Raw genomic sequence first — 19371 nt, 5'->3', positions numbered from 1 at the left:
CTGCATGAGCAAGTTCCATCCATTGACCGTATCGAAGGTGAAGCACGAGACGCGCGACGCCATCGCCGTCACCTTCGACGTCCCGCCCGAGCTGAAAGAGGCCTTCGCCTACCGCCAGGGCCAGTACCTGACCCTGCGCGCCACCATCGATGGCGAAGAGGTGCGACGCTCGTACTCGATCTGCTCGGCCGTGCAGGACGCGCAGCTGCGGGTGGCGATCAAGCGCTGCAGCGGCGGCCTGTTCTCGGGCTGGGCCAACGACAGCCTGCAGCCCGGCGCCACGCTGGACGTAATGCCACCCAGCGGCAACTTCAACGTGCCGCTCGACGCGGCGAGCAGCCGCCACTACCTGGCGTTCGCCGCCGGCAGCGGCATCACGCCGATCCTGTCGATCGTCAAGACCACCTTGCAGGCCGAGCCCGAGAGCCGCTTCACCATCGTTTACGGCAACCGCGCCTCGTCGAGCGTGATCTTCCGCGACGAACTGACCGACCTGAAGGACCAGTACATGGGGCGCCTCCGCCTGGTGTACGTGATGAGCCGCGAGCAGCAGGACATCGAACTGTTCAACGGCCGCATCACCGAAGACAAGTGCAGCCAGTTCCTGCGCCACTGGATCGATATCAAAGACATCGACGTCGCCTTCATCTGCGGCCCGGAAGACATGATGCACGGCGTCTCGCGCGCGCTGCAGGACGCCGGCCTGCCGAAGGAGCAGATCCGCATCGAACTGTTCGCCGCCAGCACGCCGACGCGCGAGCGCAAGCCGCGTTCGGTCGAATCGGCAGCACGAAACCTGACTGAAGTGACGGTGATCATGGACGGCAACGCCGCCAGCTTCACAATGGACAAGGACAAAGAATCGCTGCTGGACGCCGGCCTGCGCGCCGGGCTCGACATGCGCTACTCGTGCAAGGGAGGCGTGTGCTCGACCTGCCGCTGCAAGGTGCTCGATGGCGAAGTCGAAATGGACGTGAACTACGCGCTCGAGGATTACGAAGTGGCGCGAGGGTTTGTGTTGAGCTGCCAGAGTTTCCCGGTCACCGACAAGGTGGTGGTCGATTTCGATATCCACGAATAAGCGAATCGATCGATAGCCCGCAGCCCAAACACCGTCGTTCCCGCGGAGGCGGGAACCTAAGGTGAATTTCGTGGCGTAGCAGCGAACTTGGGTTCCCGCCTTCGCGGGAACGACGTGCAAACGATAACGAAAATAGTGGAGACAACAATGACCTACGAATCCATACAATTCAAGATCGAAAACGGCATCGCGCTGCTGACCCTGAGCCGGCCCGACCGCCTGAACAGCTTCACCCAGGCCATGCATCTCGAAGTGCGCGACGCCCTCGACAAGCTGCAGGCCGACAAATCCGTCCGTGTGCTGGTCCTGACCGGCGCCGGCCGCGGCTTCTGCGCCGGCCAGGACCTGTCCGACCGCGCCGTCGACCCCGGCGCCCCGAGCGTCGACCTGGGCGCATCGGTCGAAAAATTCTACGCCCCGCTGGTGCTCACCCTGAAGAATCTGCCCATGCCGGTCATCTGCGCCGTCAATGGCGTGGCGGCCGGCGCCGGCGCCAACCTGGCGCTGGCCTGCGACATCGTGCTGGCCGCCAAATCGGCCAGCTTCATCGAAGCCTTCAGCAAACTGGGCCTGATCCCCGACACCGGCGGCACCTGGCACCTGCCGCGCCTGATCGGCCATGCGCGCGCCATGGGCCTGGCCATGCTGGGCGAAAAACTCAGCGCCGAGAAAGCCGAGGAATGGGGCCTGATCTGGCGCTGCGTGCCCGACGAAGCCCTGATGGACGAGGCGATGGCCATGGCCGAACACTTCGCCGCCGCGCCGACGAAGGGACTGGCCTTCACCAAGAAAGCCTTCCAGGCCAGCTACGCCAACTCGCTCGAAGACCAGCTGCAGCTCGAAGCCGGCATGATGCGCGAACTCGGCTACAGCCACGATTACCGCGAAGGTGTGGCCGCCTTCATGGCCAAGCGCACGCCGCATTTCAAGGGAGAGTGAGCATGCACGCCATCCCTCCAGGCAGCACGGTCGCCGTCATCGGCAGCGGCGCCATGGGCGCCGGCATCGCGCAGGTCGCGGCCACTGCCGGCCACCAGGTCCTGCTGTTCGATACCCGCGCGGACGCCGCCGACACCGCCATCGCCGGCATCGGCAAGACCTATGCGAAGCTGGTCGAGAAGGGCCGCATGGGCGCGGTCGAATCCGACCTGGCGCGCGAACGCCTCAAGCGCATCGCGTCGTTGCACGAAGCCGCCAGCGCCGTCCTCGTGATCGAGGCCATCGTCGAGAGCCTGGACGCCAAGCGCGCCCTGTTCGCCGAGCTGGAAGGCATCGTCGGCCAGCACTGCATCCTGGCCACCAACACCTCGTCGATCTCGGTCACAGCCATCGGCGCGCAGTTGAAGCACCCGGAACGCCTGGTCGGCATGCACTTCTTTAACCCGGTGCCGCTGATGGCACTGGTCGAGGTCATTAGCGGCCTGGCCACCGGCCGCGACGTCGCGAACGTCGTCCATGCCACCGCTGAAAGCTGGGGCAAGAGCCCGGTGCATGCGAAATCGACGCCCGGCTTCATCGTCAACCGCGTGGCCCGGCCGTATTACGCCGAAGCCCTGCGCCTGCTGCTGGAGCAAGCCGCCGACGTGGCGACGCTGGACGCCGTGATGCGCGACTGCGGCGGCTTCCGCATGGGGCCTTTCGAGCTGATGGACCTGATCGGCCACGACGTCAACTTCTCGGTCACCAACTCGGTATTCGCCGCCTACTACAACGACCCGCGCTTCACGCCCTCGATCCTGCAGCAGGAACTGGTCAGCGCCGGCTTCCTGGGCCGCAAGACCGGACGCGGCTTCTACCGCTACGGTGACGACGTTGTTAAACCGGCACCGCAGACCGAGGCGCCAGGCCAGAAACCGTCTGCGCTGCGCCATGCCGGCGGCCTCGGTGCGGTCGATGCGCTCGCCGATCGCCTGCGTGGCGCCGGCTTCGATCCGGTCGCCATCGAGGCCGCGCCCGGCCTGTATTGCGAAGGCGCCGCGATCTACCTCACCGATGGTCGCAGCGCCACCGAGCGCGCCGAAGCGGACGGCCACCGCGACACGATCCTGTTCGACCTTCTGCTCGACCCCGCGGGCGCCACCCGCATCGCGCTGGCGCGTGCCGACCAGTGCGGCGACGCTGCCTGGCAGGCCGCGGTTGGCTTGTTCCAGGCCGCCGGCTTTGCCGTCACGCGCATGGACGACGTTCCCGGCATGGCCGTGATGCGCACAGTGGCGATGCTGGCCAACGAGGCCGCCGATGCCGTCAACCAGGGCGTGTGCAGCGCACGCGCCGTCGACATCGCGATGCAGAAAGGCGTCAATTATCCACGCGGCCCGCTGGCCTGGGCCGACAGCATGGGCTTGCGCCAGGTCGTCACCGTGCTGGCCAACCTGGCTGCCACCTATGGCGAAGACCGCTACCGCGTGTCGCCGCTGCTGCGCCGCAAGCTGGCTGCCGATCCGCAGGGGGCACGTTTCCATGCACGTTGATCCACAACGGCTGGCCGAACTGGCCGGCCGCACGATGTACGAACGCGATCCGGCCAGCCAGGGCCTGGGCATGCAACTGCTCGAGATCCGCCCCGGCTATGCGCGCATGTCGATGAAGGTGCGCGACGATATGCTCAACGGCCACGCCACCTGCCACGGCGGCTACATCTTCATGCTGGCCGACAGCGCCTTCGCCTTCGCCTGCAACTCGCACAACTTCAATACCGTCGGCGCCGGCTGCACCATCGACTACCTCGCGCCGGGCCGTCCCGGCGACGTGCTGGTGGCCGAGGCGGTGGAGCAGGCGCTGCAGGGCAAGACCGGCGTCTACGACGTCGCCGTGACGGACCAGGACGGGCGCAGGATCGCGCTGTTCCGCGGAAAGTCGCACCGCGTCGCCGGCACCCTGGTGCCGATGGACGCGTGAATCAACACTGAAAGGAGATTGAGATGGTCCAACGTATTCCCGCCGACGGCGAGCTGGAACCGATCGAACGCGCCAGCCGCGACGAGCTACAGGCGCTTCAGCTGCAGCGCCTGCAGTGGACGCTCAAGCACGCCTATGAGAACGTGCCGCACTACCGCGCCGCCTTCGACGAAGCAGGGGTACACCCGAGCGACCTGAAGACGCTGGCCGACCTGGCGAAATTCCCGTTTACCGAGAAGAAGACGCTGCGCGACAACTACCCGTTCGGCCTGTTCGCCGTGCCGCGCGAAGAGGTGGTGCGCGTGCACGCTTCGTCCGGCACCACCGGCAAGCCGACCGTGGTCGGCTACACGCAAAACGATATCGACACCTGGGCCAACGTCGTGGCGCGTTCGATCCGCGCCGCCGGCGGGCGCAAGGGCGACCTGGTGCACATCTCCTACGGCTATGGCCTGTTCACCGGCGGCCTGGGCGCCCACTACGGCGCCGAGCGCCTGGGCTGCACCGTGATCCCGATGTCGGGCGGCCAGACCGAGAAGCAGGTGCAGCTGATCTGCGACTTCAAGCCGTCGATCATCATGGTCACGCCCTCGTACATGCTCAATATTATCGAGGAGTTCGCGCGCCAGGGGATCGACCCTGCCACCTCGTCGCTCAAGGTCGGCATCTTCGGCGCCGAGCCGTGGACCGACGCCATGCGGCGCGAGATCGAGACGCGCGCCGGCATCGATGCGGTCGACATCTACGGCCTGTCCGAAGTGATGGGGCCGGGCGTGGCCAGCGAATGCATCGAGAGCAAGGACGGCCCCGTCATCTGGGAAGACCATTTTTATCCCGAGATCATCGACCCCGACACCGGAGAAGTGCTGCCGGACGGCGAAGAGGGCGAACTGGTATTCACCTCGCTCACCAAGGAAGCGCTGCCCATCATCCGCTACCGCACGCGCGACCTGACCCGTTTGCTGCCGCCGACCTCGCGCGCGATGCGCCGCATGGGCCGCATCACGGGCCGCTCGGACGATATGCTGATCATCCGCGGCGTAAACGTGTTCCCGAGCCAGATCGAGGAACTGATCCTCAAGATGCCGACGCTGGCGCCCCAATACCAGCTGGTGGTGGCGCGCGACGGCCATCTCGACACGCTCGAAGTGCTGGGTGAATTGCGTGATGCCTCTCTGCCGCCAGACAGCGTGGATGCGCTGTGCCGCGACCTCCAGCACTGCATCAAGACCTATGTCGGCGTGACCACTCGCGTGACCCTGCTGCCGCCGCAAGGCATCGAACGCACCCTGACCGGCAAGGCCCGGCGCGTGGTCGACCGCCGTCCAAAACAATAAAAGGAGAAATTCATGATCGACGCCTTCATCGTTGACGCCGTCCGCACCCCCTTCGGCCGCTACGGCGGCGCCTTGTCCAGCATCCGCGCCGACGATCTTGCCGCGTTGCCGATCGCGGCGCTGATGGCCCGCAACCAGGGCGTCGACTGGACCGCGGTAGACGACCTGCTCTACGGCTGCGCCAACCAGGCCGGCGAAGACAACCGCAACGTCGGCCGCATGGCCGCGCTGCTGGCCGGCCTGCCGCAAGACGTGCCCGCCAACACCATCAATCGCTTGTGCGGTTCGGGCATGGATGCCGTGGGCACCGCCGCGCGCGCCATCAAGGCCGGCGAGGCGCAACTCGTGATCGCCGGCGGTGTCGAAAGCATGACCCGTGCGCCGTTCGTGATGGGCAAGGCCGACAGCGCATTCTCGCGCGCGGCGAAGATGGAGGATACGACCCTGGGCTGGCGCTTCGTCAATCCGGCGATGAAGGCAAAGTACGGCATCGACTCGATGCCCGAAACCGCCGAAAACGTGGCGCGCGAGTTCGGCATCGCCCGCGCCGACCAGGATGCATTCGCGCTGCGCAGCCAGCAGCGCTGGGCACGCGCGAACGAAGAAGGATTCTTCAAGGACGAGATCGTGCCGGTGACGGTGGCCCTCAAGAAAGGTGAATCGCGCGTGGTCGACACCGACGAGCAGCCGCGCCCCGATACCAGCATTGAAGCACTGGCCAAGCTGAAGGGCGTGGTCACTCCGGATGGCTCGGTCAGCGCCGGCAACGCCTCGAGCCTGAACGACGGCGCGTGTGCGCTGCTGCTGGCTTCCGGCGAAGTCGCCGCCCGCTACGGCTTGACCCCGCGCGCACGCGTGGTCGGCATGGCCACCGTCGGCCTGGCGCCGCGCATCATGGGTTACGGCCCGGCGCCGGCGGTGAAGAAGCTGCTGGCCCAGACCGGCCTCACGCTCGAGCAGATGGACGTGATTGAGTTGAACGAAGCCTTCGCCGCCCAGGGCCTGGCCGTCACGCGCGACCTCGGCCTGGCGGACGACGACGCCCGCGTCAACCCGAACGGTGGCGCGATCGCCATCGGCCACCCGCTGGGCGCCTCCGGCGCGCGCCTGGTGATGACGGCCGTGAACCAGCTGCACCGCACGGGCGGACGTTACGCCTTGTGCACGATGTGCATCGGCGTCGGCCAGGGCATCGCGATGATCGTGGAGCGTGTGTAAAAGATATGGTTAAGGTCTACGAAATCGACGGCGTGCGACCGGTCGTGCATCCGACCGCCTACGTGCACCCGTCGGCGGTGCTGATTGGCGACGTGATCGTCGGCCCGCGCTGCTATATCGGCCCCTGCGCCAGCCTGCGCGGCGATTTCGGCCGCCTGATCCTGGAAGAGGGCGCCAACCTGCAGGATACCTGCGTGATGCACGGCTTCCCGGGGGAAGATACGGTGGTCGAAGTCGACGGCCACATCGGCCACGGCGCCGTGCTGCATGGCTGCCGCGTCAAGCGCAACGCCATGGTCGGCATGAATGCGGTGGTGATGGACAAGGCCGTAGTTGGAGAAGAGTCGATCGTAGCCGCATCCAGCTTCGTGAAAGCGGGCATGGTGATTCCACCGCGCTCGATGGTGATGGGTGCGCCGGCCAAGGTAATGCGCGAACTTACCGATGAAGACGTGCAGTGGAAAAGCTTCGGCACCCGCCAGTACCAGGAACTGGCCGTGCGATCGCTGCACACCATGCGTGAGGTCGAGGCGGATACCGAAGTGGAGCCGGACAGACAACGCATCGCATTCGACGCCGACGGCATGCACAAGCCGAAAGCCTGAAGAGACAAACGAGGAGACAGAATATGGGTAACATCCCGACACTACAAAGCCTGATCGCCGGCCGCTGGCATGGCCAGGAATCGCACACCGCGCTGCACAGCGCCCTCGACAACGCGCTGATCTATCACACGCACGCCGAGAAAATCGATTTCGACGAGGCCTTGAGCTTCGCCCGCAAGACCGGCATCAAGAGCTTGATGAGCCAGGACTTCCAGAAGCGCGCGCAATGCCTGAAGGCGTTGGCGCTGTACCTCATGGAGCGCAAGGAAGAACTGTACGAGATCTCGCACCTGACCGGCGCGACGCGCCAGGACAGCTGGGTCGACGTCGAAGGCGGCATCGGCACCCTGTTCGCCTACGCCAGCATGGGCTCGCGCGAGCTGCCGTCATCGAACGTGCTGCACGAAGGCCCGGCCATGGCGCTGGGCAAGCGCGGCGGCTTCTCGGGCACCCACATCCTGGTGCCGCGCGGCGGCGTGGCGGTGCACATCAACGCCTTCAACTTCCCGATCTGGGGCCTGCTCGAGAAATTCGCGCCGAGCTTCCTGGCGGCCATGCCCTGCATCGCCAAGCCGGCCACCGCTACCAGCTACCTGACCCATGCCGTGGTCAGGATGATGATGGAGTCGAATTTGCTGCCGGACGGCGCGCTGCAGCTCGTGATCGGCAGCACCGGCGACCTGCTCGATCGCCTGGGTGGCTTCGATGCCGTCACCTTCACCGGCTCGGCCGACACCGCCGCCAAGCTGCGTTCGAACCCGAACCTGATCCGCGCATCGGTGCCGTTCACGGCCGAAGCCGACTCGCTCAACTGCGCGATCCTGGCGCCGGACGTCACGCCCGACGATCCGGAGTTCGACCTGTTCGTAAAGGAAGTGGCGCGCGAGATGACCGGCAAGGCCGGCCAGAAGTGCACCGCGATTCGTCGCGTGATCGTGCCGGAAACGCTGGTCGATGCGGTCGGCGAACGCCTGCGCGAGCGCTTGGCCAAGACCACGGTCGGCAATCCGAAAGTGGAGGGGGTGCGCATGGGCGCGCTGGCGTCGATGGACCAGCACCGCGACGTCAGCGAGCGGGTCGAGCTGCTCGCGCGTGGCAACGAGGTCCTGTTCAGCGCGCGCGACGGCTTCAATCCGGTCGGCGACAACGTCGCCAGCGGCGCGTTCTTCTCGCCCACCTTGCTGCTGTGCCGTAATGCGATGGACAACGACGCCGTGCACGACGTGGAAGCCTTTGGCCCGGTCAGCACGCTGATGACCTACCGCGACATCGACGAGGCACTGGAGCTGGCCACGCGCGGCAAGGGCAGCCTGGTGACGACGCTCGCCACCAAAGACCCTGCGATCGCCGCCTACGCCGTGCCGGTGGCGGCGGCTTCGCATGGCCGCGTGCTGATCCTGGACCGCGAAGCAGCCGTGGACAGCACCGGCCATGGCTCGCCGCTGCCGCAACTGAAACACGGCGGCCCGGGCCGCGCCGGTGGCGGTGAAGAGCTGGGCGGCATCCGCGCCGTCAAGCACTTCCTGCAGCGCGCCGCGGTGCAGGGTTCGCCGACCATGCTTGGCGCCGTGACGGGCGAATACGTGCGCGGCGGCGCCGTCAAGGAAAGCGAGATCCACCCGTTCCGCCGCTACTTCGAAGACCTGGAGATGGGCCACTCGCTGCTGACCCACCGCCGCACGGTGAGCGAAGCCGACATCGTCAATTTCGGCGGCGTCTCGGGCGACTACTTTTACATGCACTTCGACGAGATTGCAGCGAAAGACACGCAGTTCGGCCAGCGCATCGCGCACGGCTACTTCGTGCTGTCGGCGGCGGCCGGCCTGTTCGTGTCGCCGGCGCCGGGGCCGGTGCTGGCCAACTACGGCCTGGACAACCTGCGCTTCGTGGCGCCGGTGGCGATCGGCGACACCATCCGCGCGCGCCTGACCTGCAAGCGCAAGGTCGACCGCAACCGCGCGGATGAGCAGGGCAGGGGACAGGGCGTGGTGGCGTGGGATGTGCAGGTGACTAACCAGCGCGATGAGTTGGTGGCGAGCTACGACATCCTGACGCTGGTGTTGAAACGCGGCTGAACCGGGTCAGTCTAGCTTGCGCGCATAGCGGTCGCGCACATGCTGGCTGATGTACGTCGACAGGCCGCGGCCGTTCGCGGCCAGCTCGCGCATGCGGGCGATGTGCTCGACGCCGGCGCTGTCTTCGGTGTATTCATAGCGGCCGCCACCGATGAATTTCACCGTGATCGAATCCTTCCCGAGCGCGTAGGCGACGACGCCGGATTCGCCGCTGCGATTTGCATAGCGTTGCATGGTCCCTCCTCGACATGGTGCATGTCGATATGGAACCATGCAAGCGTCATGCAGGACGCACGATTCAAGACCGCGTGCGCTGCAGCCGCAGCAGTCCTTCCGGCGTGCGGATCGCGCGCAGGTCGTCGTAGTCCGGAACGCCGGTCACGCGGGTTGCGAGTGGCTCGTGGTGAGTGGCGGTGACGACGATGCTGTCCATCCCGGCTGCCTCGGCCGATTGCAGGCCGGCCAGCGTATCCTCGAACACCAGGCAGTCCTGCGGTCGCATGCCCAGTTTTTCGGCGCCCAGCAGGAAGGGATCCGGCGCCGGCTTGCCGCGCTGGACGTCTTCGGCCGCCACCATCACAGGCGGCGTCGGAAGCCCGGCAGCGGCGATGCGCGCCTCGGCCAGCGCGCGCGGGGCCGACGTGACGATGGCCCAGCGGTCGGCCGGCAGGGTGGCCAGGAAAGCCGCCACGCCGGCGATCGCCTCGATGCCTTCGACATCCTCGATCTCGGCCAGCGTGATGCGCTGCGCTTCGGCTTCCACGTCGATATCGGGCAAGCCGACGCCGCGCACCGTGTCGATGCTGCGCTTGCCGTGGATGGTCGGCAGGAAGACATCGACGTCCAGGCCATGGCTGCGCGCCCAGGCAGCCCAGACGCGCTCGGCGGCGATGATCGAGGTGAGGATGGTGCCATCCATGTCGAACAGGAAGGCGGCGTAATCGCGGGTGGGGAGGGCGGTCATTGAATCGTTACTAGAAAGGGGAACAGGGATGATGGAGCCTGGACGAGGCCCATACACGTCGTTCCCGCGCAGGCGGGAACCCAAGTGCTATCAGCGTCGTCGTAACGCGAAAAACTTGGGTCCCCGCCTTCGCGGGAACGACGTGCTAGATTACTCGGCCAGTTGCTGGCGCACGCGCACGATAGCCGCACGCACCTGGTTCGGCGCGGTGCCGCCCACGTGGTCGCGCGCCGCCACCGAACCCTCGAGGGTCAGCACCTCGAACACGTCCTGCCCGATCAGCGGCGAGAAGCCCTGCAGCGTTTCGAGCGACATCTCGGACAGATCGCAGCCCGCCTGGTCGCAGGCGCGCACCGCATGCGCCACGGCTTCGTGGGCGTCGCGGAACGGCAGGCCTTTCTTGACCAGGTAGTCGGCCAGGTCGGTCGCGGTGGCATAGCCCTGCAGCGCCGCGGCGCGCATGTTCTCGGCCTTGACCGTGATGCCCGACGCCATGTCGGTGAAGATGCGCAGCGTGTCGGTCACGGTGTCGATGGTGTCGAACAGCGGTTCCTTGTCTTCCTGGTTGTCCTTGTTGTAGGCCAGCGGCTGGCCTTTCATCAGGGTCAAGAGGCCAGTCAGGTGGCCGTACACACGGCCGGTCTTGCCGCGCGCCAGTTCCGGCACGTCCGGGTTTTTCTTTTGCGGCATGATCGACGAGCCGGTGCAGAAGCGGTCGGCGATGTCGATGAAGCCGATGCGCGGGCTGATCCACATCACCAGCTCTTCCGAGAAGCGCGAGACGTGCATCATCAGGATCGAGGCGGCGGCGGTGAATTCGATCGCGAAGTCGCGGTCGGATACGGCGTCGAGCGAGTTGTGGCAGACGTCGTCGAAGCCCAGGGTCTTGGCCACGCGCAGGCGGTCGATCGGGAAGGTGGTGCCGGCCAGGGCGGCGGCGCCCAGCGGCAGGCGGTTGACGCGGCGGCGCGCATCCTGCATGCGCTCGGCGTCGCGGCCGAACATCTCGACGTAGGCCAGCATGTGGTGGCCGAAGGTGATCGGCTGCGCCACCTGCAGGTGGGTGAAGCCCGGCATGATGGTGTCGGCGTGGCGTTCGGCGAGATCCGTCAGGGCGCCGCGCAGGCCGTTCAGCAGGGCCAGGATGTCGTCGATGGCGGCGCGCACGTACAGGCGGATGTCAGTCGCGACCTGGTCGTTGCGCGAGCGGCCGGTGTGCAGGCGCTTGCCGGCGTCGCCGACCAGCTCGGTCAGGCGCTTCTCGATGTTCAGGTGCACGTCTTCGAGGTCGAGCAGCCATTCGAAGCTGCCGGCGTCGATCTCGGACCGGATTTGCGTCATGCCGCGCTCGATCTCGGCACGGTCGTGCTCGCTGATGATGCCCTGGGCCGCCAGCATCTCGGCGTGCGCCAGCGAGCCCTGGATGTCGTATTGCGCCAGGCGTTTGTCGAAGAACACGGACGCGGTGTAGCGCTTGACGAGATCGGAGACGGGTTCGGAGAAGCGGGCCGACCAGGCTTCGGCTTTTTTGGAGAATTGTTCGGTCATGGTGGAATTCCGGTTGGGGATCCAGCGATTATAAACTGCGTCGCCGCCACGCCATCCGGTGGGCAGATTACTCAGGGAAAGCTCGCGAAAAAAAGCCGCCTGAAGAGCCCAATTGAAGCGGAGGCGGGGACCAATCGGCGCTAAAATGGTTTTTTTGCCAGCTTTGCAAGCCCAATGATTACGAACGATTCCAGCTTCCAGGTCAGTACTGACCAGTCCCGGCTCGATATCCCGATGATCTACCGCTTCCTCAGTGAGCAGTCGACCTGGGCCGTGGGCATTTCCCGTCCGATCGTCGAGCGCGCCATTGAGAATTCGCTGTGCTTCGGCGGCTACCTCGACGGCCGCCAGATCGCGTTCGCGCGCGTGATTACCGACTACGCCACCTTTGCCAACCTGGTGGACGTGTTCGTCGTACCAGAATTCCGGGGACATGGCTACGGCAAGCAGTTGATCGGCGTGGTGCTGGGCCACCCCAGCCTGCAGAAACTGCGCCGCTTCACGCTGGCCACCAAGGACTCGCACAGCTTGTACGAACGCTTCGGTTTCACTCCACCGTTGCGTCCAGAGACATTGATGGAACGTTACTTTCCCAACATCTATCTATCCTGAGCGTACTCAACATGGCGACGTGAATCTGGAATCAGGCTTACTCTGATGGCTCATCAGAGGAAGCCCTATGTTCCGATTCGTCGTCCATGCCGTAATCACGTTGGCATTGCTGGCGAGCAGTGCCAGCAATGCCGCTGACAAAGAACCCGTCCCGCCGAAAGGCTCGCTCGTCATCATCGGCGGCGCCCTGCGCTCCGATAACGATGCCGTGTGGGAACGCATCGTCCAGCTCGCTGGCGGCAAAGGCGCCCGGGTTGCCGTGTTCGCCTCCGCCTCGGCGAGTCCCGAACGGGCCGGCAATTATCTCGTCGAGCGCCTGAACCGCCATGGCGCCGACGCCTTCTTCGTCCCGGTCGCCGAGCGCCTGGATGGCGCCGACGGGCGCGCCGCGGCCGACGACCCCAAGCTGGCCGAGGCCGTGCGCACGGCCGGCGGCGCTTATTTCTCGGGTGGCGACCAGGGCCGCATCACGGGCGTCCTGCGCCGGCCCGACGGCAGCAACACGCAGGTGCTCGACGCCCTGTGGGACATGTACCGGCGCGGTGGCGTGATCGCCGGCTCGAGCGCCGGCGCCGCCATCATGAGCAGCACCATGTTCGGCCACCCGCGCTCGATCCTGTCCACCCTCCAGCATGGCGTCGACGACGGCCGCCAGATCACGCGCGGGCTGGGCTTCATCGGCGACGACGTCTTCATCGACCAGCACCTGCTGGTACGCGGACGCTTCGCGCGCATGCTGCCGGCCATGCTGGCCAAGGGCTACAAGATCGGCCTCGGGATCGACGAGAACACGGCGATGGTGGTGGGGCCGAAGCGCGACGTCGAAGTGATCGGCTACCGCGGCGCGCTTCTGGTCGACCTGAGCGAGGCCGCCACCCGCGACGGCAGCTTCAATCTCGCCAACGGACGCCTGAGTTACCTCGACAATGGCGACCGCTTCAACCTGGCCACCAAGACCTTCACGCCGGCGCCCGAGAAAGCGCACGGCAAGGTCGACGCCAAGAAACCGTACTGGCGCGGCCCGCTGTTCTCGGCCGACATCCTCGGCAACGGCACGGTGGTCGACCTGATGGCCAAGCTGATCGACAGCGACCAGGTGGACGCGATCGGCCTGTCGCTGGACAGTCCCAATGCCGAGCGGCCCGACCTGGGCTTCGAGTTCAAGCTCAGTCGCGTCGGCGAGAGCGTGGGTTACCAGTCGGCGTTCAGCGAAGCCTATTCGGTGTATAACGTGCGGCTCGACATCCGGCCGATCGTGGTGCAACGGCCGCTGTATCAGTACCGGTAGCTAGCCGCGATAGTCAATCGCAGCGCCATTCCAGGCGTTCGGCCAGCACCCGCTTCTGGGCGTCGATCAGCGGCGCATTGGGATCGTGACCGGCGCGCGCCACCTCGAACAGCGCCTTGTCCGGCGCCGTGATGGCCTCGAAAAAGCGCCGGGTGACTTGCGGCTCGGTGAGCAAGTCTTCCTTGCCCTGCACCAGATAGACGGGCAGCTCGTAGTGCGTGCCCAGGCGGTACAGATCGGTCGTCGATGCCATGCCGTCGCCTTTCCATCCCACGAATTTCAGGAACGAATAATCCTCGCCCTCGGTGTAGTCAGCCTTGGCCTGCGGCGTTGCGTAGTGCGGCAGCACCTGGAACCAGGCCGTGGGCGTTGGATCGCTTGTCTGTGCCTCGTATTTGCGCACTGCGCGCCGTACGATGCCGAAGTTGCGTGGATTGGTCCAGGGCGGCGGACCAAGCGCTTCCAGTTGGGCGACAGTCGCCGCGTCGCCGGCCGCTTTTGCGCGCTCGAGCACTGTGCCCCAGGTGGTCATGTTCTCGCGGTAGCCGACCATCTGCGCCACGCCGACATAGGCGCAGAACAGCTGCGGCCGCTGTTTCGCCATATGGATGCCGACCATCGACCCCCACGAGCTGCCCAGCAGGATCACCTTGCGCTTGCCGAAGCGCTGCGCCAGGTAGCGCGTCACCTCGATGCCATCGTCGCGGATCTGCTCGACGCTCAGCGGCACTTCCTCGCCGGGACGGTGGCGGCCCCAGGTCATGCCGCTGCCGCGCTGGTCCCACTGCGCCACGGTGACATGCTTGCGCCACGACGCGTAAGGGCCTGCGCCAAATACCGAAGTCGGATTGCCCGGGCCGCCGTGCACGTACAGCAGGACCGGATTGGCGCAGTCGTCGCCGCTGACCGTAACCCATTGCTCGATGCCGCCGATCTTCACGAAGCCGCTTTCTTCGACGGGTTGGCCGGGCTTGCAGGCGGGTGCGGCGTGGGCGACCGAGGCCGCGAAGAGCAGGACGAGGGGACAGGCGCGCAGGCGGGGCATGGATATACCGATTGGTAGAGAGGATCGATCGATTCTGGCGGCGGCACATTCCCGCGTCAATGCGCCATGCATGGCGGTCGAAAAAGAGGGACTGTCGCGGCGGTGGATGCCAGGCTTACAATATCCCGATCTACTTTCAAGGAATCGCAATGCGCCTGTTCCACTCCTTCGTCGCGCTGCTGCTTGGCGCGCTTGCCTCCATCGCCAGCGCCGCCCAGCCGGCCACGGTCCGTCTCGACTACACCCATGGCGGCAATGCGCTGTCCGATCATTACGCCATCGAGCGCGTGGTGATCGAACCGCTGCCCTGGCCGGGCAGCATGGCGCGCAACCTCGACGACACCAACCGTGGCCAGAACCGCGTAGAGGTGGTCGATGCCATGACCGGCGATCTGCTGTACTCGCGCGGCTTCTCGACCGTGTTCGGAGAGTGGCGCACCACCGAGGAGGCGAACCGGATCAGCCGCTCGTTCCAGGAATCGGTGCGCTTCCCGCAGTTCGCGCAGCCGGTGCGGGTGCGCATCCTCAAGCGCGACGAGCGCAACGGGTTCTCGGTGGCCTGGAGCATCGAGGTCGATCCGAATGCGCAGGACGTCATCCGGCGCCAGCCGCCGGCCCTGGCGAAACCGATCGCGATCCACTCCAGCGGACCGTCGCCTGACAAGGTCGACCTCCTGATCCTGGGCGACGGCTATACGCAGAAAGACATGAAGAAGTTCGAGCAGGATGCGCGCCGCCTGACGAAGCATCTGTTCACGGTGTCGCCGTTCCGCGAGCGCGCGAAGGATTTCAATGTGTGGGCGATGGCGGTGCCGACCGAACAATCGGGCATCAGCCGCCCGTCGACCGGCGTGCACAATCCGTCCACGCTGGGCACGCGCTACGACATCTTCGGCAGCGAACGCTATGTGCTCACGCTCGACAACCGCGCGCTGCGCGACATCGCCCAGCACGCGCCGTATGAATTCATCGAGATCCTGGTGAATAACGAGACCTATGGCGGCGGCGGCATCTTCGGCCAGTTCAGCACCGCGGCGGCCGGCAACGATTGGGCCGACTACCTGTTCGTGCACGAATTCGGACACCACTTCGCCGGCCTGGCCGACGAGTACTACACCTCGCCCGTAGCCTATCAATCGGCCAGCGGCCGCATGGAACCGTGGGAGCCGAACGTCACCGCGCTGCGCGATCCCGCCAAGCTCAAATGGAAGCATCACGTGAAGGACGGCACGCCGCTGCCGACGCCGTGGCCCAAGGAGCAGTACGAGGAAGAATCGCGCGCCTACCAGAAGAAGCGCGCCGCGCTGCGCGCCGAGAATCGCCCGGAATCCGAGATGAGCGCCTTGTTCCATGAAGACCTGAAGCGTACCAACGCGCTGTTTGCGCAACAGCCGCACCGGCACACGATCGGCGCCTTCGAAGGCGCCAACTACGAGGCCAGCGGCTACTACCGGCCGGCGATGCAATGCCTGATGTTCGACCGCAGCGACAAGTTCTGCCCGGTGTGCCAGGACGGCATCAGCGACATCATCGACCTCTATGCAGGCGCTGTTCAGCGGTAATCTTTGCTTACAACTCTGACAATTTGACTGTGGGCTGTCTAACAGACCCGGCGCTGCGATCGGCTTATTCTGGAATCACTGAAGAACAACAACGACTGCACAGGCAAGCTGATCTGTGCAGAGACCAACCAGAAAGGAAACACATCATGAACAAACTGATCGCTACCCTCATCGCTGGCCTGATGGCTACCGCTGCTCACGCTCAAACCACCGCACCAGCGACCACCGCTGCCGACAACCGCATCGTCAAGGCGGAAGCCAATGCCGAGAAAGACGTGATCAAGGCAGAGCAGAAAGAAATCAAGACCGCCGTCAAAGCGGACGAGAAAGTGAACAAGACCATGGCCAAGGCCGCCGAGACCAAGTCAAAGGCCCACGCAAATCTGGTCGAGTCGCACACCGACGCTGCTGCGAATGTGGCCAAGGCCGATCCGGAAGACCGCGCCAAGGCAATGGCCAAGGCTGAAGAGAAAGTGGCCGATGCCAATCTGAAAGCCGAGAAGAAAATGATCAAGGCCGACGAAAAAGTGCTGAAGGCACAAGTCGATGCGGCAGCCGACAAGGCCACCGCTGCGGCCAAGACCGAACAGGTTCGTGCTGAAGCACAAGCCGACGTGCACAAGGCTGCTGCCCGTAACTAAGCCCTGGGCTTGAAACAAAAATGCCGGCTTGCGCCGGCATTTTTTTTGTCTGAACGTAGAAAACGGTCGGAATTACGAAGCGTCAGCCGCCCGCATCGCCAAATCCTGCGCCTTCAACCTCGCCGACAACGCCTTGCCCTTGCGCGCCCGCTTGCCAAAGTGCGGCTCCAGCCCCGACGCGAACAGTTCCACCGTCCGCGCCTTGCCTTCAGCCCAGGTGCCAACCACATTCACACCCTTCTGGTTGATCGGCTGCGCCGCCAGCATCTTCTCCTTCGGCTCCAGCTCCATCAGGATCACACCGCGCCCGCCATTGGTCAGCACCTTCATCTCGTCGATGCCGAACACCAGCACGCGGCCCTTCTCCGACAGGCAGGCAATCGCGCCGGCGGTGTCGGTAACGACCCGCGGCGGCAACGGCGCCGCGCCTTCGTTCAGGGTGATGAACGACTTGCCACCCTTCAGGCGGCTGACCATATCGCCAGCCTTGGTAATGAACCCGAACGCATCCGAGGTCGAGATCAACAGGCGCGTCTCCGGATTGCCCGCGAAGTAGTGCAGGATCCGTACGCCACCCGACAGATCGACCAGCGTGGTAATCGGCACGCCGTCTCCGCGCGCACCAGGCAGCGCATTCACCGGCACCGAATACACCTTGCCGTTGTCGCCAATACCCAGCAGATGATCGACCGTGCGGCACTCGAAGGCCTTATACAGCGAGTCGCCGGCCTTGAAGGTGAACTGCGCCGGATCGTGTCCGATGCCGGTACGCGCGCGCACCCAGCCTTTTTCCGACACGATCACGGTCACCGGCTCGTCGATGACCTTCTGCTCGGCCACCGCGCGCTGCGCTTCCTCGATGATGGTGCGGCGGTCGTCGCCGTACTGCTTGGCGTCCGCTTCGATTTCGCGAATGATCAGGCGTTTCATCGACGATGGATTCTCGAGGATGTCCTCGAGCTTCTCTTTATCGCTGCGCAGTTCGGCCAGCTCCTGCTGGATCTTGATCGCTTCCAGGCGCGCCAGCTGGCGCAGGCGGATCTCGAGGATGTCCTCGGCCTGGCGGTCGCTCAGGCGGAATTCCTCGATCAGCGCCGCCTTCGGCTCATCCGAATTGCGGATGATGGCGATCACCTTGTCGATGTTCAGCAGGACGGTCTCGCGGCCTTCCAGGATGTGGATGCGGTCGTTGACCTTGCCCAGCTTGAATTCGGTACGGCGCCTGACGGTAGTGAATCGATAATCGATCCATTCCTGGATGATCGTGCCCAGGCCTTTCTGGCGCGGACGTCCATCGCCGCCGATCATCACCATATTGATCGGCGCCGAGCTCTCGAGCGAGGTATGCGCGAGCAGCATCAGCATGAATTCGTTCTGGTCGACGTTCTTCGACTTCGGCTCGAACACCAGGCGCACCGCGGCTTCGCGGCCCGATTCGTCGCGCACCGCGTCGAGCGCGCCCAGGATCGTGTTTTTCAGCGCCAGCTGCTCGGGCAGCAGCGCCTTCTTGCCGGTCTTGACCTTGGGGTTGGTCAGTTCTTCGATTTCTTCCAGCACGCGCTGCGACGAGCAGCCCGGCGGCAGCTCGTACACCACCGCCTGCCACTGGCCGCGGGCCAGCTCTTCGATCTTCCAACGCGCACGCACCTTCATCGAGCCGCGGCCGACCGCGTACATGTCGGCGATCTGCGAGGCTGGGGTGATGATCTGGCCGCCGCCCGGGAAGTCCGGGCCGGGGATCAGGGTCATCAGCTCGGCGTGGGTGATCTTGGGATTGCGGATCATCGCCACCGCCGCCGCCGCGACCTCGCGCAGATTGTGCGACGGGATCTCGGTGGCCAGGCCGACCGCGATGCCCGAGGCGCCGTTGAGCAGCACCATCGGCAGGCGCGCCGGCAGCGTGCGCGGTTCGGTGGTCGAACCGTCGTAGTTCGGTTGCGAGTCGATCGTGCCCATGTCGATCTCGTCCATCAGCAGGCGCGAGATCGGGGTCAGGCGGGCTTCGGTATATCGCATTGCCGCGGCGCCGTCGCCGTCGCGCGAGCCGAAGTTGCCCTGGCCGTCGATCAGCGGGTAGCGCAGCGAAAAATCCTGCGCCATGCGCACCAGCGCGTCGTACACCGACTGGTCGCCGTGCGGGTGCAGTTTACCGAGCACGTCGCCGACCACCGCGGCCGACTTGCGCGGCTTGGCGGTCGGGCCCAGGCCCAGTTCGTTCATCGCGTACAGGATGCGGCGCTGGACCGGCTTCTGGCCGTCCGACACGTCGGGTAGCGCACGGCCCTTGACCACCGAGACGGCGTAGTCGAGGTAGGCGCGCTCGGCGAAGGTGGACAGGGTGAGCGTCTCGACGTCCGAGGGCTCGTGTTGTTGTTCAAAGAGACTTGGTTGATTCGTCATGATGTTGTTCGTGTTCTAGTGGGCGTTGGGGGCTGCGGTGCTGACTTAGGTCCCCGCCTGCGCGGGGACGACGTGTTCGGGCCACTGGCCGAAAGAC

At 65.4% G+C, this 19371-nt stretch carries 17 protein-coding genes; 12 read left to right on the top strand and 5 right to left on the bottom strand.

Features of this window, described 5'->3' with window-relative positions; genetic code table 11:
* The first annotated feature begins 4 nt into the window (after positions 1–4).
* The 8 genes from paaE to paaZ all read left to right on the top strand — a co-directional run bounded on the left by paaE (position 5) and on the right by paaZ (position 9214).
* Positions 5–1081 carry a 1,2-phenylacetyl-CoA epoxidase subunit PaaE gene (gene paaE / locus SOM28_RS05245; protein ID WP_320467447.1) on the top strand — a complete coding sequence of 359 codons (1077 nt, stop codon included), beginning with the start codon at positions 5–7 and terminating at the stop codon, positions 1079–1081.
* A gap of 147 nt (positions 1082–1228) precedes the next feature.
* Complete coding sequence (gene paaG / locus SOM28_RS05240) at positions 1229–2020, top strand: 2-(1,2-epoxy-1,2-dihydrophenyl)acetyl-CoA isomerase PaaG (RefSeq protein ID WP_320467446.1); 792 nt, start codon at positions 1229–1231, stop codon at positions 2018–2020.
* A 2-nt stretch (positions 2021–2022) separates the two neighbouring features.
* On the top strand, positions 2023–3552 hold the full coding sequence (paaH, locus tag SOM28_RS05235) for a 3-hydroxyacyl-CoA dehydrogenase PaaH (protein WP_320467445.1): 1530 nt from the start codon (positions 2023–2025) through the stop codon (positions 3550–3552).
* On the top strand, positions 3542–3979 hold the full coding sequence (paaI, locus tag SOM28_RS05230) for a hydroxyphenylacetyl-CoA thioesterase PaaI (protein WP_320467444.1): 438 nt from the start codon (positions 3542–3544) through the stop codon (positions 3977–3979). Before paaH ends, paaI begins: the two co-directional genes overlap by 11 nt.
* Before the next feature lie 23 nt (positions 3980–4002).
* Complete coding sequence (paaK, locus tag SOM28_RS05225) at positions 4003–5316, top strand: phenylacetate--CoA ligase PaaK (protein WP_320467443.1); 1314 nt, start codon at positions 4003–4005, stop codon at positions 5314–5316.
* 12 nt (positions 5317–5328) lie between these two features.
* A complete protein-coding gene (gene pcaF, locus SOM28_RS05220; protein WP_320467442.1) occupies positions 5329–6534 on the top strand; it encodes a 3-oxoadipyl-CoA thiolase in 1206 nt (401 codons plus the stop codon).
* A 5-nt stretch (positions 6535–6539) separates the two neighbouring features.
* Entirely contained in the window at positions 6540–7139 is a 600-nt protein-coding gene (gene paaY / locus SOM28_RS05215) for a phenylacetic acid degradation protein PaaY (RefSeq protein WP_123071568.1), read from the top strand.
* Positions 7140–7162: 23 nt separating this feature from the next.
* Positions 7163–9214 (top strand): phenylacetic acid degradation bifunctional protein PaaZ, encoded by a 2052-nt coding sequence (gene paaZ, locus SOM28_RS05210; RefSeq protein ID WP_320467441.1) that lies wholly within the window; start codon positions 7163–7165, stop codon positions 9212–9214.
* Between the two features lie 6 nt (positions 9215–9220).
* Here paaZ and SOM28_RS05205 read toward each other — a convergent pair whose 3' ends face one another.
* The 3 genes from SOM28_RS05205 to argH all read right to left on the bottom strand — a co-directional run bounded on the left by SOM28_RS05205 (position 9221) and on the right by argH (position 11726).
* Positions 9221–9448, bottom strand: a complete 228-nt coding sequence (locus SOM28_RS05205; RefSeq protein WP_123071566.1) for a hypothetical protein — start codon at positions 9446–9448, stop codon at positions 9221–9223.
* A 64-nt stretch (positions 9449–9512) separates the two neighbouring features.
* A complete protein-coding gene (locus SOM28_RS05200) occupies positions 9513–10178 on the bottom strand; it encodes an HAD-IA family hydrolase (protein WP_123071565.1) in 666 nt (221 codons plus the stop codon).
* 150 nt (positions 10179–10328) lie between these two features.
* Positions 10329–11726 (bottom strand): argininosuccinate lyase, encoded by a 1398-nt coding sequence (argH, locus tag SOM28_RS05195; protein ID WP_123070135.1) that lies wholly within the window; start codon positions 11724–11726, stop codon positions 10329–10331.
* A gap of 174 nt (positions 11727–11900) precedes the next feature.
* Here argH and SOM28_RS05190 point away from each other — a divergent pair, with 174 nt between their 5' ends.
* Positions 11901–12338, top strand: coding sequence for a GNAT family N-acetyltransferase (locus SOM28_RS05190; protein WP_123070136.1), 438 nt, complete (start codon positions 11901–11903; stop codon positions 12336–12338).
* A 67-nt stretch (positions 12339–12405) separates the two neighbouring features.
* Positions 12406–13626, top strand: coding sequence for a cyanophycinase (locus tag SOM28_RS05185; RefSeq protein WP_123070137.1), 1221 nt, complete (start codon positions 12406–12408; stop codon positions 13624–13626).
* A 13-nt stretch (positions 13627–13639) separates the two neighbouring features.
* Here the strand turns inward: SOM28_RS05185 and SOM28_RS05180 are convergent, their stop codons facing one another.
* Positions 13640–14671 carry an alpha/beta fold hydrolase gene (locus SOM28_RS05180; RefSeq protein WP_320467440.1) on the bottom strand — a complete coding sequence of 344 codons (1032 nt, stop codon included), beginning with the start codon at positions 14669–14671 and terminating at the stop codon, positions 13640–13642.
* A 149-nt stretch (positions 14672–14820) separates the two neighbouring features.
* On the opposite strand from SOM28_RS05180, the gene SOM28_RS05175 reads away from it, so the two are divergent.
* The gene (locus SOM28_RS05175) at positions 14821–16233 is read left to right on the top strand and encodes an IgA Peptidase M64 (protein ID WP_320467439.1); all 1413 of its coding nucleotides are present in this window, start codon (positions 14821–14823) and stop codon (positions 16231–16233) included.
* 146 nt (positions 16234–16379) lie between these two features.
* Positions 16380–16874, top strand: coding sequence for a hypothetical protein (locus SOM28_RS05170; RefSeq protein ID WP_123070140.1), 495 nt, complete (start codon positions 16380–16382; stop codon positions 16872–16874).
* Positions 16875–16946: 72 nt separating this feature from the next.
* Here the strand turns inward: SOM28_RS05170 and parC are convergent, their stop codons facing one another.
* Positions 16947–19274, bottom strand: a complete 2328-nt coding sequence (gene parC, locus SOM28_RS05165; RefSeq protein ID WP_320467438.1) for a DNA topoisomerase IV subunit A — start codon at positions 19272–19274, stop codon at positions 16947–16949.
* Between the last annotated feature and the right edge of the window lie 97 nt (positions 19275–19371).

This window comes from Massilia sp. CFBP9026 (assembly GCF_034045165.1).
Taxonomy (GTDB): domain Bacteria; phylum Pseudomonadota; class Gammaproteobacteria; order Burkholderiales; family Burkholderiaceae_D; genus Telluria; species Telluria arenae.
This window is presented reverse-complemented; position numbering and strand designations above follow the sequence as displayed.